The following is a 15794-nucleotide window of genomic DNA, read 5'->3' on the forward strand; positions in this document are numbered from 1 at the left end:
ATGTGGCCGGTCACCCTCTCAGGTCGGCTACTGATCGTCGCCTTGGTGAGCCTCTACCTCACCAACTAGCTAATCAGACGCGGGTCCATCTCATACCACCTCAGTTTTTACCTCTGTACCATGCGGTACTGGGGTCTTATGCGGTATTAGCAGTCATTTCTAACTGTTATCCCCCTGTATGAGGCAGGTTACCCACGCGTTACTCACCCGTCCGCCGCTCAGTCACTTCACTTTCCTTCCGTAGAATTCCACTAAAGCGCTTCGCTCGACTTGCATGTGTTAGGCACGCCGCCAGCGTTCATCCTGAGCCAGGATCAAACTCTCGTTATAAGTGTTTGTCTTGGTCAAAAATCACTACTAGCAATTCTTTCCCTCTTTACTGTTCTTGGTTCGTTTTTCAAACCGTTCTTTGAATTTTCTCTTAAGAATTTTCAAGGATCGTTGTCTATTGTTCAGTTATCAAGGTGCTTTGTTTCGCTTTCTCTCACGAGTCAGCCTAAACATAATATCATTTGCTGCCAGTTTTTGTCAAGCCTTTTTTTAACTTTTTTTAAACTTTTTTCTGACACCTATTTTACATACTACATTTAGTGTTTTTATGAAATCACCCATACAATCCAATAGTTGAAATGTAAAAACTACTGGTTATGCCAGTAGTTTCTGGATAATATCAAACGGAGAAAGAGGGATTTGAACCCTCGCGCCGGTTTCCCGACCTACACCCTTAGCAGGGGCGCCTCTTCAGCCTCTTGAGTATTTCTCCTGATTCTGAAATCTGCTATAGAACTCATCTATAGTAAATATTCTATTCTATACGATAACGCAAGACTTATTATACTAAAGTGAATTTATAATGTCAACGGTAAAATAAAAGTTTTTCTGATATTTATCTTCTTTCTATACGCAGATCACAGCACGTAAAACCAACATGTTCTTTCATTAAAGAAATTCCTGCGACTCCTCTCCTTCTATAAAGAAGAAATATTTTGCGCTGCGTCAATCGTTTTTTGTATTTCATCGTGAACCAACACCGCTATTTCTGTTGTTTTCATTTCTTTATAAACCTCGTATTCGAGAGGTTTTAAGAAATGTACTTGTACAATTACAGGGGTGATCGTATTCGTATCGAATGGTTTAAAAGAATCTAGCAAGGCAACCGGGACAATTGGACATTTTGCTTTTGTTGCTGCTTTAAAACTTCCTCCTTTAAACTCTCCGATACGATTGCCTTGTTTCGATCTTGTTCCTTCCGCAAATATTAAATAATTTCTTCCTTTTTTTACTTCTTCTGACACATCCAGTATAACTTTCATTGCCTGACGTACATCTCCTCTGTCAAGCATATATGCCTTCATGCAGGCAAATACCTGTTTTAAAAACGGAATATTCGCTATTTCCTTCTTTGCAACCACCGAAAACGGTGTTGGACACGCTTCTAAAACAGCAAGGACATCATATAACCCCTGGTGATTTGGATAAAGCATAAAGCCTCCGGTCTTTGGAATATTTTCCGTCCCGTGTACATCAATATGTACATTTCCTCCTTTATTGGCATGAATAACTATCCATTTCAAAAAAGCATATTGATCACTTTCTGTATACTTTTCTGTATGAGCAGCCCTATAACATAAACGTACCCACATATAGGGCACAAGTAAAATATTGCGAAATACCATCAGTAAAATGCGTTTCATTAATTTTTTGTCCTTCCTCTATTGTTATACCGATCTTCGATCACACGTATTTTCCAGACAATATTCCTCAATAGCTGTTTCATAAAGATTATTTCCTTTCGAATCTATTACCACGATAACCGGAAATTCCTCTACTTCAAGTCTACGTATAGCCTCTGTCCCCAAATCTTCATATGCGATAATGTCTGATTTTTTAATACATTTAGAAAGCAAAGCTCCTGCGCCTCCTACTGCCGCAAAATACACTGCTTTGTTTCTTATGATAGCATCTATTACTGCCGGACTGCGCTTTCCTTTCCCGATCATCGCACCCAACCCCAAATCCAAAAGCTGTGGAGCATATTTATCCATACGGCTTGCCGTAGTCGGTCCTGCCGAACCAATAGGCCGGCCCTCACGGGCAGGTGATGGCCCCATATAATAAATCACCTGCTCATTTATATCCAATGGCAAAGTACCGCCTTCCTGTAATATCTCATACATTCTTTTGTGAGCTGCATCTCGTGCTGTATAGATCGTTCCTGTGATATATACATAATCTCCCGCCTGTAAAGTCTGGGCTGTTTCTTTTGTAATAGGTACATTTATATGTCTGTTCACCGTAATAACCTCCTCGCTCTATACTGTCCGTGTTATATGACGGTTTACATGACAACAGATATTTACTCCGACAGGTAAACCTGCTATATGAGTTGGATACGTATTCACATGGACCGCCAAAGCTGTAACAGTGCCTCCTAGTCCGCCAGGGCCAATCCCCAGTTCATTTATTCTTTTCAATAATTCTTCTTCCAAATCTTTTACCCAAGAAATTTCAGAATGTAGACCTGTTTGCCGTGTCAGCGCTTCTTTTGCCATTAAAGCACATTTTTCAAATGTACCTCCGATTCCAACCCCTATTACCATAGGTGGACATGCATTTGGCCCCGCGTCTTTTACCGCCGTCAGCACCGCCTCTTTTACTCCTTCGATCCCTTCCGCAGGCTTCAGCATAAAAACACGGCTCATATTTTCACTTCCAAAACCTTTCGGCGCAACTTTTATTTTCACCTTATCTCCGGCCACGATTCTTGTATGAAGAACAGCCGGTGTATTATCTTTTGTATTTTCTCTTACAATAGGATCTCTCACAACCGATTTTCTCAAAAATCCCTCTAGATATCCCAAGCGTACCCCTTCATTTACTGCTTCTTCGAGGTTTCCGCCTTCGAAATGTACATCTTGTCCGACATCAAGAAAAACAACTGCCATTCCCGTATCCTGACAGATGGGAATCATATCTTCCGACGCAATCGTTAAATTTTCCTGAAGCTGCTCCAGGATCTGACATCCAAGAGGCGATTTTTCCTTTTTTTCTGCCTGTTTCATCGCTTTAACCATATCAGAAGAAAGATGATGGTTCACCTCTATACACATCTCTTTTATATTTTCAGTTATTTCCTTTACATTTACTGTCCGAATCGCCACAATATCAGCACCTCTTTTTTCTATTTATACTATAATTATGTTACAGAAAAATCTTTACTTCTCTGTTTGTATGATGATACTGGCGGTAATGTACTCCGGAAGCATCCATCATTCTCTTGGATGCGATCACACTGGGAGTATCTGCGTACTTATCACAGTCGTATATTACTTCTTTGATTCCCGACTGGATGATCGCCTTTGCGCATTCATTGCAGGGAAATAAGGAGACATATAACTTTGCCCCTGCCAGACTTCCGCCATTATAGTTTAAAATCGCATTCAATTCACTGTGCGTGGAATATACATATTTTGTCTCGAGAGGGTCTTCCCCCTCTCTCGCCCAAGGAAATTCATCGTCTGAACACCCAATCGGAAAACCATTATAACCCATGGACAAAATTTTATTATCCTTACTCACAATACAACAGCCCACCTGCGTGTTGGGATCTTTTGATCGCATACCGGCAAGCATGGCTACCCCCATAAAATATTCATCCCATGACAAATAGTCTTTCCTTTTTCCAGACATCTGTATCTCCTCCTATTTCGTCCCGAAAATCCGATCCCCGGCATCCCCCAAACCTGGGACGATATATGCATGATCATTCAATTTTTCATCCAGTGCACCAATGTATAGATCTACATCTGGATGCTCTTCTTGCATCTTCTTAACACCCTCCGGTGCTGCAATAATACACATAAAACGAATGTGCTTTACCCCTTTTTCTTTCAACATCTGAATTGCCGCTGTGCTGGAACCACCTGTTGCAAGCATTGGATCTACTACAAACACTTCTCGTTCTTCACAATCCGCCGGCAGTTTACAGTAATATTCAACCGGCTGAAATGTCTCTGGATCTCTATACAGTCCGATATGCCCTACCTTTGCGGTTGGGATCAAAGAAAGCATCCCGTCAACCATTCCCAGGCCCGCCCTTAAAATAGGCACTACTGCTAATTTCTTGCCTGTTAGTTCTTTCCCCCAGGTTTCCGTAATAGGAGTTTTGATTTTCACATCCGCTAATTTCAGGTCGCGCGTGGCTTCATAACACATCAATCCGGCAATTTCACCTATTACTTCCCTAAATTCTTTAGTACCTACGTCTTCCCGCCTGATGTAGCTGATTTTATGCTGAATCAACGGGTGCTCCATCACGTGAATTTTTGACATCATTTTCCTCCTTTAGTATATGAATTTAATTTATTTGTTAACTTTTCAATTAACTTTAACATTTTTTCATAACACTCACCATAAGATGTAAGCGGTTGTCCATACGGATTAGGAATGTCATCTTCTATTTCGTTTCCGACAAATTCACTGAACGTATATACATTTTCTGTATTTTGAAACTCTGCCAAAATCTTTTTCTTCTGCTTTACATCCATTGTCAATACTAGAGTGTCTTCCTGTAAATCTTCTTCTTTTAATTGACAAGAAAAATGTTTCTCAAGACTCAATCGAGCACTTTTCATGATTGCTTCTATTTTCTGATTTACGGGCTCTGGAAACAATACGATCAAACCTTTAGAATCAATCACATATTCCTGTTCCAGATCTTGTGCACGCAGCAGTTCAGCCGCCATCGGGCCTCTACTTGTATCGGTGCTGCTGACAAACAATATCCTTCGATATTTTTGTTCCTGCACGATTGTTGAAGCAGACAGGCGCAAATGCCCGGCCGCCTTCTCCAGGCGATTCATGATCGCCCTTCCCAAGCCCCGCATCGCAAAAGATTCGCTGTATATCACCTCTACATTTTCTTCATCAAATTCTCTTAAAATACGATACAGGTTCCTTGCAATTGTTTTTTCATTTTCTCTTGTTCCAATATTTTTAATCACACCATATTTATAAAATTGATTTGTCTCGTTTGTAGCAATGATCCCAACCATTTTTCCTTGTCTATATCCTTCATATGCCAGCTGTCGGATCGCCAAAATTTCTTCTCTTAAATCTCCTTCTACGATCATTAATTTTGCCTTAGGCGCATAATGCCTGTATTTCATTCCCGGAGCTTTAGGCGGTTTGTCACTTTCACTTCCTAATAATGTCTCATCTACACCAACTGTGCCTATTACTTTTTCAAACATATCTGCTGTGATCGCTCCCGGCCGCAGGATCATAGGCGGTATTACAGTCATGTCCAATATTGTAGATTCTAAGCCTATTTCCACGCTGCCGCCATCTAATATCATATCTATCTTGCCATCCAGATCCTCCGCGACATGGTCTGCAGCAGTAGGACTTGGACGACCTGAAGTATTCGCACTCGGTGCAGACACAAATCCTCCTGCTGCTTTAATAAGCTGCGCAGCAATCGGATCGCTTGGCATACGAACAGCCACTGTATCTAAGCCTCCCGTTGTTCCATAGGGGACCACTGCACTCTTCTTGAATATCATCGTAAGAGGTCCGGGCCAGAAATGATTCATCAATGCTTCTGTTTCCGGTGGGATATGAGCTGCGATTTTTTTCAGATCCTCCTTATCTGCAATATGAACGATCAAAGGATTGTCTGATGGCCGGCCCTTTGCCGCATATGTCTTTTTTGCCGCTTCTTCATCCAGAGCATTCGCCCCCAATCCGTACACTGTCTCTGTAGGAAAAGCAACAAGACCTCCCTGCCTTAATATCTCTCCGGCTTCCTGTATAATAGATTCTTCAATTTTATTTTTATCCACTTTTTTTATTTTTGTTCTCATACGCTTCATTATACCATTATTTACTTTAAAAAAAAACTACTTTATCTGCTTTCCAGGTATTCTGCGATTCCATTTGAAATCGACTTTGCCACATCTTTTTGGTATTTTTCTGTAACCAATTTCTCCGCTTCCTCATGATTACTCAAAAAACCACATTCCATAATAATAATCGGTGTTTTCGTCTTTTCCAAAAGATAATATGTATCGTTTGCTTTTGCCTGTCTGCTCCCTCTTTTATCTGCTGTTTTTATCGATTCCTGCATAATTTCCGCTGCCTTTTTAGATTCCTGTGAATGTGTATAATAGAATACCTGCGCGCCATGAACAGAAGACTCATGGTAACTGTTCTGGTGAATACTGACTGTAAGATCAGGACTATGTTCATTGATCATTCTTACCCTTGCTTTTAAATCTCCTACTTGTGAGTCTGCCAATCTTTCCTCATCTTCTCTTGTCATAATTACCTGTATCTCTTCTTTTTCCAGATATTTCTTCAAATATACAGCAATACTTAAATTTATATCCTTTTCTTTTGCGTTATTTACTCCTATCTTGCCGGGATCACCGCCACCATGTCCCGCATCTACGACAACTACAGGTTTTTCTCTGTCCGATATCGTTTTTCCTGCCGTCTCTATTTCCGTATTTATGTGATCATATAAATATTCTCCGCCTATTCGGCAGGCAATCACTATTCCAAGCAGCAGCAATATCACTCCCGCGATTTTTACTTTTCTTTGCAAAAAACATCCTCCTTTCCACATAGTATACTATATGCGAAAGAAGGATGTCCCTTTCATGAAATTTTATATCTAGTTTACATACTGAAGAATCAAATCCCAAACACTTGCATTTTCCCAACCAAGTTTCCACTCAGCAACACCTGCTAATTTATTCTGCTTGATCAATTTTAATTTTTCCTCAATGGAAGCACTGTCCTCCAGCCATATTTTATATGTGCCTTCATCCGTCTCCCATGAAGCATAGTTCTGCTTTGCCTTATCATCCCATTCCGCCTGGGCGCCTACAGATTGGAGCGTATCGACGGCCTCATCCATTCCTAGTGCCGAACTGGTCACTTTATTTGGATAATCAGCCGCCTCTGTACCTTCCTCTTCCGCAAGCTCCTGCTCTGTCTTTGGCGTTTCCAACCATAACCGTGTATAAAATGGAATACCGGCAATTAATTTTGTATTTGGCACCATTTTCAGCGCATCCTCAATACCCGTCTTCACATAATCATAAGAGGATACCGAACCCGCCTCATACGAACCTTCTGTATGTTCATCATATGCCATGAGGATTACATAATCTGCCATAATCCCCTGTTCTTCTAGGTCATAATGTGCATTATAGGGCTGCGGAACATAATTGTCCACAGAAAAAACCAGTCCGTTCTGCCGACATTTTACTGATAATTCTCTTACAAACTGGATATAATGTTCTCCACATTCGCTTGAAATAAGCTCAAAATCCAAATTAATTCCATCTACCCCTGACTGTAATGCAGCAGCAATAACCTGATTGATCACATTTGTTCTCTTTGAAGTATAACTTAATACCTGGTATGTCTCGTCATAGGAATTAATCCCACCATGAAAATCTCTTAATACTGCCCAAACTTCTAATTTAGATTGATGTGCATAATTTACATAGTTAGAATTTGCAATTGATGAAATATTTCCTTCCGTATCCGCAAGATTAAACCATGTCGGCGCGATCGTTGTAAGTCCTTTTGTCCCTGCTATTGTCTCAAGAACATAATTATTTGCATCTTCATTTTCCACATTGTGCCATGCCATATTAATCGTATGGTCTTCTGAGATATTTGTATATACAGGTTCCTCAAAATCATTGGAAAGAGTTTCCGTTTTCTCATCTTTTAAAGAACTCGTCTTTACATAGCCCACAAAACCGTCCGCAGTGGCAACCTTCTTCCAATTGTCCTCATCCTCAAGAACAGTTACTTTATCCGCCTTTTCTACTTCTGTTAAAATCGGACTTTTTACACCGCCTTGATAACGGACTTCTGTATCTCTTTTTAATTTGGCCGTCTGCACCTTTCCCCATTCGCTGGTGATCACTGCTCTGCCAGGCTTTTTATAAACAGAATATACCATATTCGTATACTTTTCGATAAATGGCAGTGCTATATATGCCGTCTTACCTTCTGTTTTTAAAATCACATATTCTTCGGTTTTCGTCTCATTAATCTCTGTATATTCTTTCTTTCCCACTTCTACAGCCACATTTCCATTAGGAAGTGTATAAAGAAGCACATTTTCATTCGAATCCCAATAAATCCTTTTATTGATATTGTCCCTGACTACGGAATATTCTACATAAGGGATCCCGTCAAACATCTTTCCCGGAGATACTGCTTCCGCATCATCCGTGCTGCGTATCACCTGGTTATTTACTATAACTGCCATATCATCCTCATTGACTAACCCGTAGTATTGATTCAAATCGGCCTTCTCATTCGATGAACCGTATTTCTTCCAAAATATAACTCCTACAATCAATGCAATAAGCACGATAATAAAGAGAAACGTCCGGATGATCAAATTCCTTCTTCTACGTCTCGCACGGCTGCTTCTGCGCCTTGTTCTCTGCATATTTGGATTTCCAGCCGCTCTGTCTGCCTCCGGTCTTCCCCCGGTCCTTCGGGCACTGCTGCTTGGGCGTCTTCTTTGTATTTCCTGCTGTCTCGCCCTGCGGGTCTGCACACCTCTTCTTTCTCTTTCGTCCATGCCGCACCTCCTAAATCAGGCCTTAATATTCTATGTTTCTTTATATTTAAACACAGATCTGCGTATATCATACCATTTCGACTATTGTCTCATTACGGCTGCTCCTCAAATGCATATTTGTATAAGCATATCATACGCTTTCTTCGCTATTATACCATATTTTTTATATCCGTCATTAGTATTTTGGCATTTTTATGACATTTTAAGCGGTTTTGCAGAATATACTTTTTATTTTGTCCAACATGTAAAGGGGTATTCCATGTCTATTTGTTTCCGCTGATATTGATAAAAGCCAAAGATTCTATGTTTCCTTCCGGATTTAGTACATAATCCCGCATATAGCTGCCTTCTTCTTTAAGCATGCATGCTGTCACAATCTGCATAGGACTTGCCTTGCAGTCTTCCATCAAAATACTCACTCCGTTTTTTTCATAATTTTCTAACTCTGCAAATAATTCTTTATAAACTGACTCATCCCTACTCATGGTCTCCTCCTCTCCCTGGCGATTCTGGTAAATATGTTAAATCTGTCAATAAAACCATACAGAGGTGTTTGTGACATACTGCCGGTTTTCTGACATTTGATGGAAGATAGTATGAATCACATCGGATAACATCGTTGTTTGCTGAATTTGTCCTGACATAGGACTATAGATTTTATACCCAGACGAGCATCTTGCCCAATAAGGTATATATTCGCCCCCTCTTTATCGAAGAAACAAATATACTGTACCGAGAAATTTAAGAAAAGTAACTGGTATTCCTCCTTCCGTATAAACTCATATCTACCAAGGAATACTATCTTCTGTAACTGCCATTATAGATACTTGTGTTTTTGATTGCAATGTGTTTTTTGTTCATAAGTCCATCTATTTTGTTGATAACCTAAATCTTATATTTATTTCACTTTACATATTTTTATTTTTTGTTTATACTAATAGTGAGAAGATATACTATTTGATATATCAATTCATAAGGATGTGATCATATGAAAATAGAAAAACTGAATGAGAATCAAATTCGTTGTACTTTGACACATGCTGATTTGGCCGCACGCCATCTAAAATTGAGCGAACTTGCATATGGTACAGAGAAAGCAAAATCTTTATTTCGTGATATGATGCAGCAGGCTTCCTTTGACTTTGGTTTCGAAGCAGAGGATATTCCTTTAATGATCGAAGCGATTCCCGCTTCTGCCGACTCTATTGTATTGATCATAACAAAGGTGGAGGATCCCGAAGAATTAGATACCAGATTTTCGAAATTTACCTCCTCCGGTGACACAGACTCTATGAACTCTGACACACTGGAAAAACTAGAGGGCGCAGAAGAATTTCTTAACCTGTTAAATAAGGTAAAAGAAGCGGCAGCAAACACCACTACAAAAACAGACTCTAAAAAAACCGGCGAGGTTTCGCCACCTTTTACAGTGCGTTTGTTTTCTTTTGAAACAATTGACGCCGTAATCCAGGCGGCACGTCTGATTGCGCCGATATATCAAGGTTCTAATACTTTATATCATGATACGGAAAGCCGCATGTATATATTGGCTCTTGCACAAGCAGAACACGAAGGGAATGAATTTAATAAGATTTGCAATATGCTTTCTGAGTATGGATCTCCTGAAAAGGGCTCTGCTGCGATACTCGCATTTTTAGAAGAACACTGTGAAATCTTTATATCAGCTAATGCAGTACAAAAGCTATCCGCATTATAATGCAGATACTATATGATTCAAAAAAATACCGTTCGGTATAAAACCCGAACGGTATTTTTATTTGCGATATTTTATTTTCCTGCCGCCATCGCTGCATTGATCTTCTCAACCAGCAGATCCCCGTCAATTCCATGAACCATCGCTGCCTCTTCTAAAGATTCCATCTGTGCGGATGGGCACCCTAGACAATGCATGCCTATCTCCATAAGAATAGGCGCTGCCTCCGGATAAATATTCAATAATTCTCCAATTGTTGTATTTTTAGAAATCTGTGCCATTTCTATTTCCTCCTTTTTATTTTCAGTGATTTTAATTATAATCCCTAATTTTCAAATTATCAACCGTCAGAAAAATAAATTAATTTTTTCACTTTTTTAGACTACTTAAAAGTCAAGATTTTTTCCGATTTTTTTCGACAAATTCCCAATTTCATTATAACTCACCAAAACACTCGTTCTTTTTTCCTCATGAGTAATTCACCAAAAACACATGTTTTTATGTGGATAATGTGGATAACTTTTTTAAAATCTAATGTTTTCCACGTTTTTTTCTGTTTTAAATGTGGATAAGTTGAAAACTTCTTTTTTACCATCCTCGACGCTTTTTTACAATTTTAAACAAATTTGTGCATTTTGTATATTGGTATTGTTTTCCACATATCGTTTTTACTTTTCATTTTTCTTCTATCTTTTCTTTTTAATGACATGAAAAACTGCACTCCTTTTTTAATTTTCAGAGTACAGTTTTTGTCCAGATCTGTGATTTATAAAATTCTTCTTATTGTAATAATATTTGTATATGTGGCGCTGCAAATACCGATTCCATCTGCTTCATTCATTGCATTAACGATAGTTCCATCTCCCATATATAAACCAACATGTCCGTCGTATAATACCAGATCACCCGGAAGGGCCTCATCATAGCTGACTGGATATCCTACACTTTCCATATCCCATGTTGTTCTTGGTAAATAAATTCCAAAGTGCGCATATACAGACTGTACAAAGCCTGAACAATCCGCCCCCTCTGTTAAACTCGTTCCTCCCCATACATACGGATTTCCGATAAACTGGCAGGCATACTCAATAACAGCCTGTCCCGTCGTTTCTTGCGTCTGCGCGGCAACGGTTTCCTGCGTCTGAGACTCATCTGCCTCCTGCTGCTGTACTTTATTTTCTTCATCTGCTGCTCTTGCCTCTTCTTCCTCTCTTGTCTCACCGTAGGAATAGGCTGTCTCAACTGTAATATAATCTCCGCAGACCCATCCGGAAATATTTCCTATTTCTACAGGATACCAGCCATCTACAGGCTCCCCTGTTACCGTATACTCTTCATTTAATTCCACTTGTGTGAGTATATCGGCTTGTACTCCTTGTCCGGCACGTACATTCAGTACATATGCCTCTACTTTCATCTTTTCTTTTTGAAATTCGTCTTCATGCTGTTCTGCATCTTCTCCTATATAAAGAGAGGATGCCGGTACATATCCTTCCGCATCGCCTGATTTTATCTTTGCCCAGTCACCTTGGTATTCTAATACTTCTGCCGCAGAATCATTATATAATTTTCCAACCCAGTCACTGGTTTCATCCGGTGCACTTCTAATGTAGGTAAAATCACCCACATTAGAAAATGCCATATTTGAATACTCACCCTCTGCTGTTGGCACTAAATACAGATTCAAATTTTCTTTTACTTCTGTTTCATAACATTCTGTCAGTACCGATTCGATTCCTGCGACGGGCAAAACAGAACTTTCTTCTGTTTTATGTTCTGCGGCTCTTGCCGTGATCGCACTCCCCGGAATCATAACTACTCCTGCTAGGGCAGAAATAATTATCTTTTGCCTTATGTGTGTCATTTTCATATAAAACCTCCTTGATCTTCAGTCTTTATCTTTTGTAGGAAGTTCTAAATGTTACACATTTGTTAAATTTATTACGTTGCCATTATAGCAACACATACTTGGACTGTCAACCAATTTTATAGTTATTTAATATACATATATCGACACTTTCGACATATAACATATAGAAAAAAACAATTCTTGCAACTTTTTATTAACTATTTTGTAACATTTTGTCCGAATTATTCCTATTTAATTTTAATTTATATTTTTTTGATTTTACTATTGACATTTTCATTTTTATGTACTATATTTTAATTACAGTAATTGTTACTGTTATCGTTTTAGCATGAAAGGGGGATTCCATTGGCAACTTTAAAATATAGTCGGCAACGAGAATCCATCAAACATTATCTTTCAACGACAAAGGAACATCCAACCGCCGATACGGTTTATCTTCATATGAAAAAAGAATTTCCCAATATCAGTCTTGGAACTGTTTACAGGAATTTAAATCTGCTCACAGAAATTGGAGAAGCGATCAAGATACCAACTCCCGACGGCGGCGACAGATTTGATGGAAGGCTTGAGCCACACAATCATTTTCTTTGTACCGAGTGTGGACAGCTACTGGATCTAGAGATCGATGTAAAAAATATCGAAGAATTCAATAGAACAGCCGGAGAAAATTTTGACGGCATGATCCAATCCAGTTCCATACTTTTTTATGGTAAATGCGGTGACTGCATTAAAAAGTCATAGAAAATATATTTATTAAGAAAAGGAGACGAAAACTATGAAAAAATTTGTATGTACAGTATGTGGTTATGTTCATGAAGGAGAGGCTGCACCGGCTGAATGTCCAGTTTGCCATGCACCGGCTGAGAAATTCAAAGAGCAGACAGGCGACAGAGAATGGGCTGCAGAGCACGTTGTAGGTGTTGCTAAAGGTGTAAGCGAAGATATCCTTGCTGATTTAAGAGCAAACTTTGAAGGAGAATGTTCTGAAGTTGGAATGTACCTTGCTATGGCAAGAGTTGCTCACAGAGAGGGCTATCCTGAGATTGGATTGTACTGGGAAAAAGCTGCTTACGAAGAAGCAGAACACGCTGCTAAATTCGCAGAATTGTTAGGTGAAGTCGTAACAGACAGCACAAAGAAAAATCTTGAAATGAGAGTAGATGCTGAGAACGGAGCAACTGCCGGAAAATTCGATCTTGCAAAACGTGCAAAAGCTGCAAACCTGGATGCGATCCATGATACTGTACACGAAATGGCAAGAGATGAAGCTCGCCATGGTAAGGCTTTCGAGGGTCTGTTAAAGAGATATTTTGGCTAATTCTATCTTTGATCAGTAAGTATATATTTAAAGAGCATTGCAAAATATTGCAGTGCTCTTTTTTCTCTTTCTTATTTTGTATTTTCTGCTTTCAGCTGTTGATTTGTACTTTCTACTGCCTCTTCTGCAGCTTCTTTTAATTCCAATAGAATCTGTTTCATATTCTGCGGGAATAAAAAAATACCAATCAGAACCTAAACAAAGAAGGATAATTCCCGTATCTACCATAGTATATATGGGCATAAACAGCCTCGTGATCATAGAGGGGATACTATGCTTAAGTAAATCCCATATACACCTTTTTGTAAAAATCAGCCGATCAATAGTATCTTAGAAAAAAGATTTGTTTTCCTGCAAAAAAACTTTTATAATAAAATTGTAACGCCAACAGCAGTATGCCAGTATTCATAAATAAAAAGGAGGAAATGATATGTCCAAATACGCAGGAACAAAAACCGAACAAAATCTTATAGATGCATTTTCAGGGGAATCTCAGGCCCGCAATAAATATACGTATTATGCATCTGCTGCAAGAAAAGCCGGTTATGTACAGATGGCCAATATCTTTGAAGAAACTGCCGCACAGGAAAAAGAACACGCAAAAATGTGGTTCAAAGAATTCCACGGAATCGGAAATGTAGAGGAAAATCTTGCAGACGCAGCAGCCGGTGAAAACTACGAATGGACCGATATGTACAAACGTATGGCTGAAGAAGCTGACGCTGAAGGATTTCCGGAACTGGCAGCAAAATTCCGTGGCGTAGCAAAAGTAGAAGCTTCTCACGAAGCACGCTATAACAGACTTTTAGCACATTTCCGTGCCGGCGAGACTTTCAAAGGCGAAGCTCCTCTTGGATGGAAATGCGGCAACTGTGGTTTTATCTATGAAGGTGAAGAGGCACCCGAAATCTGCCCTGTCTGTGCACATCCAAAAGCTTATTTTGAAAGAAAGGTTGAAAATTACTAGAGCCAGCCGATTTTTATATGGCGTCTGAACTGCCGCAAAAACAGCTGAAAACTAAAAAGTACCCTGATAGTAAGGCATACAGCAAGTTATGTCAAACGATCAAGGTACTTTTTATATATGAAAGCAACTGCTCTGTCCGAATACTCTATTCGAATACACATTCTTTCTTTTCCACAAGTTTTTCTTTTCCTTTTCTGCTCAATTTTTTGATCGCACACTCTCTTTTCATAGCTTCTTCTTTTGTCTGAAACACCTCGTAATAGGCGAGAACGACCGGACGGCGTGATTTTGTATATTTTGCGCCTTTTCCGTCATTATGGTCCTTTATCCGTTTCTCTAGATTATTTGTCCATCCTGTATATAAGCTTCCGTCTTTGCATCTTACAATATATGTATAGTTCATATGTTTCTCCTCTTTGCCGCTTTCATCTATCTTGTAAATTCTATTTTTATTATAGCATATAGAATACCGGATCCTCAGCAAAAATTAAGAAGGAATTTCCTATAAAATAAAAGATACGGCAGGAACAGGATCCCGCCGCAGTTTTTACATAAAGTCAAGAGGATTGACTGGGGTTCCGTCTTTTGTCACTGCAAAATACAAATTCGGTCCCTCTACTGTATAATATTTTGTTGGTTCATTTAAAGTTCCAAGTGTCTCTCCTGTACCCACATAGTCTCCCACTGCCAGCGAGACATCCGCTAATTGTCCATAAACAGCAGCATATCCATTTCCCATATCCAGTGTCACAGTAGTACCTGTCTGCGCGCTTTCTTCAATATTCATCACAATGCCCGCCGCAGAAGCAGCGATCGTTTCTCCGACTTCTCCGCCAATGATCAGAGCGGGATTATATTTATATTGTTCTAGTGTTGAGAAAAATACAGTTTGATCCATACTATAATTGATCAGTACTGCTCCGCTTGCCGGCCATGCAAGGACACTTTCTTCTGAAAACCAAACATTTGATGTATCGCCGGCCGTCTCTGCGTCTGTATTTCCCCCCTGTTCTCCTTCTGTCTGCTGCAGTTGTGTATCTTCTGTCTGTTCTTCTGTCTGCATAGATGTATCTCTGTCTGCTTCCGGAAGGACAATATCATTTGCTGTTGTCTCTTTACTTTTGTCTTTTGCTAATTCTTCTGCCTGTTTTTCAGCTTTCGCCACCTGTTCATCCATCTGTTTTTCATACTTGTTGAATGTAAATGTTCCAACCATCGCAATCACTGCAACAAAACAGATCACAACGCCAGCCGCGGCGCCTTTACTTCTGAAAATAGAAGGCTTTTCGTTTTTATTCATTATCATCA

17 protein-coding genes, 1 tRNA gene and 1 rRNA gene are annotated in these 15794 nt (G+C 39.5%); 4 read left to right on the forward strand and 15 right to left on the reverse strand.

Translation table 11 applies throughout. From position 1 onward, the window contains the following. From BN3282_RS04255 to BN3282_RS04305, 11 genes are all read right to left on the reverse strand, one after another. Positions 1 to 330, reverse strand: a 16S ribosomal RNA gene (locus tag BN3282_RS04255); the annotation flags it as partial. Positions 331 to 675: 345 nt separating this feature from the next. After that, a tRNA-Ser gene (locus tag BN3282_RS04260) sits at positions 676 to 763 on the reverse strand. A gap of 205 nt (positions 764 to 968) precedes the next feature. Further along, complete coding sequence (locus tag BN3282_RS04265) at positions 969 to 1694, reverse strand: lysophospholipid acyltransferase family protein (protein ID WP_059066897.1); 726 nt, start codon at positions 1692 to 1694, stop codon at positions 969 to 971. 24 nt (positions 1695 to 1718) lie between these two features. Next, positions 1719 to 2294, reverse strand: a complete 576-nt coding sequence (locus tag BN3282_RS04270) for a Fe-S-containing hydro-lyase (RefSeq protein WP_059066899.1) — start codon at positions 2292 to 2294, stop codon at positions 1719 to 1721. Between the two features lie 18 nt (positions 2295 to 2312). Beyond that, positions 2313 to 3155: a fumarate hydratase gene (locus BN3282_RS04275; protein ID WP_082667558.1), complete on the reverse strand. Its 843-nt coding sequence runs from the start codon at positions 3153 to 3155 to the stop codon at positions 2313 to 2315. Between the two features lie 46 nt (positions 3156 to 3201). Continuing rightward, positions 3202 to 3690 carry a deoxycytidylate deaminase gene (locus BN3282_RS04280; RefSeq protein WP_059066901.1) on the reverse strand — a complete coding sequence of 163 codons (489 nt, stop codon included), beginning with the start codon at positions 3688 to 3690 and terminating at the stop codon, positions 3202 to 3204. Positions 3691 to 3702: 12 nt separating this feature from the next. Then, complete coding sequence (upp, locus tag BN3282_RS04285; protein WP_059066903.1) at positions 3703 to 4332, reverse strand: uracil phosphoribosyltransferase; 630 nt, start codon at positions 4330 to 4332, stop codon at positions 3703 to 3705. Further along, positions 4332 to 5864, reverse strand: a complete 1533-nt coding sequence (locus BN3282_RS04290) for an L-threonylcarbamoyladenylate synthase (protein ID WP_059066905.1) — start codon at positions 5862 to 5864, stop codon at positions 4332 to 4334. Before BN3282_RS04290 ends, upp begins: the two co-directional genes overlap by 1 nt. Positions 5865 to 5905: 41 nt before the next feature. Continuing rightward, a complete protein-coding gene (locus tag BN3282_RS04295) occupies positions 5906 to 6607 on the reverse strand; it encodes an N-acetylmuramoyl-L-alanine amidase family protein (RefSeq protein ID WP_082667467.1) in 702 nt (233 codons plus the stop codon). Between the two features lie 69 nt (positions 6608 to 6676). Beyond that, positions 6677 to 8617, reverse strand: a complete 1941-nt coding sequence (locus BN3282_RS04300; RefSeq protein ID WP_059066909.1) for a glycosyl hydrolase family 18 protein — start codon at positions 8615 to 8617, stop codon at positions 6677 to 6679. A gap of 263 nt (positions 8618 to 8880) precedes the next feature. After that, entirely contained in the window at positions 8881 to 9102 is a 222-nt protein-coding gene (locus BN3282_RS04305; RefSeq protein ID WP_059066912.1) for a hypothetical protein, read from the reverse strand. Positions 9103 to 9605: 503 nt separating this feature from the next. Between BN3282_RS04305 and BN3282_RS04310 the strand changes: the two genes are divergently transcribed. Next, positions 9606 to 10334 (forward strand): adaptor protein MecA, encoded by a 729-nt coding sequence (locus BN3282_RS04310; RefSeq protein WP_059066913.1) that lies wholly within the window; start codon positions 9606 to 9608, stop codon positions 10332 to 10334. Positions 10335 to 10405: 71 nt separating this feature from the next. Here the strand turns inward: BN3282_RS04310 and BN3282_RS04315 are convergent, their stop codons facing one another. Together BN3282_RS04315 and BN3282_RS04320 are read right to left on the reverse strand one after the other, a co-directional pair. Next, positions 10406 to 10612: a DUF1858 domain-containing protein gene (locus tag BN3282_RS04315; RefSeq protein ID WP_059066916.1), complete on the reverse strand. Its 207-nt coding sequence runs from the start codon at positions 10610 to 10612 to the stop codon at positions 10406 to 10408. 485 nt (positions 10613 to 11097) lie between these two features. Continuing rightward, the gene (locus BN3282_RS04320; RefSeq protein WP_059066918.1) at positions 11098 to 12201 is read right to left on the reverse strand and encodes a C40 family peptidase; all 1104 of its coding nucleotides are present in this window, start codon (positions 12199 to 12201) and stop codon (positions 11098 to 11100) included. Positions 12202 to 12546: 345 nt separating this feature from the next. On the opposite strand from BN3282_RS04320, the gene BN3282_RS04325 reads away from it, so the two are divergent. The 3 genes from BN3282_RS04325 (at position 12547) to rbr (ending at position 14486) form a co-directional block, all read left to right on the forward strand. Beyond that, a complete protein-coding gene (locus BN3282_RS04325; RefSeq protein WP_059066920.1) occupies positions 12547 to 12942 on the forward strand; it encodes a Fur family transcriptional regulator in 396 nt (131 codons plus the stop codon). A 34-nt stretch (positions 12943 to 12976) separates the two neighbouring features. Then, positions 12977 to 13519, forward strand: coding sequence for an NADH peroxidase (locus tag BN3282_RS04330; protein WP_059066922.1), 543 nt, complete (start codon positions 12977 to 12979; stop codon positions 13517 to 13519). A gap of 430 nt (positions 13520 to 13949) precedes the next feature. After that, on the forward strand, positions 13950 to 14486 hold the full coding sequence (gene rbr, locus BN3282_RS04340) for a rubrerythrin (RefSeq protein WP_059066926.1): 537 nt from the start codon (positions 13950 to 13952) through the stop codon (positions 14484 to 14486). Positions 14487 to 14631: 145 nt separating this feature from the next. On the opposite strand, the gene BN3282_RS04345 is transcribed toward rbr, so the two are convergent. Then, positions 14632 to 14889: a GIY-YIG nuclease family protein gene (locus BN3282_RS04345; protein ID WP_059070267.1), complete on the reverse strand. Its 258-nt coding sequence runs from the start codon at positions 14887 to 14889 to the stop codon at positions 14632 to 14634. Between the two features lie 144 nt (positions 14890 to 15033). After that, positions 15034 to 15786, reverse strand: a complete 753-nt coding sequence (locus BN3282_RS04350) for a M23 family metallopeptidase (RefSeq protein ID WP_059066929.1) — start codon at positions 15784 to 15786, stop codon at positions 15034 to 15036. Positions 15787 to 15794: the final 8 nt, after the last annotated feature.

This window comes from Mediterraneibacter massiliensis, from assembly GCF_001487105.1.
Classification (GTDB): Bacteria; Bacillota; Clostridia; order Lachnospirales; family Lachnospiraceae; genus Mediterraneibacter; species Mediterraneibacter massiliensis.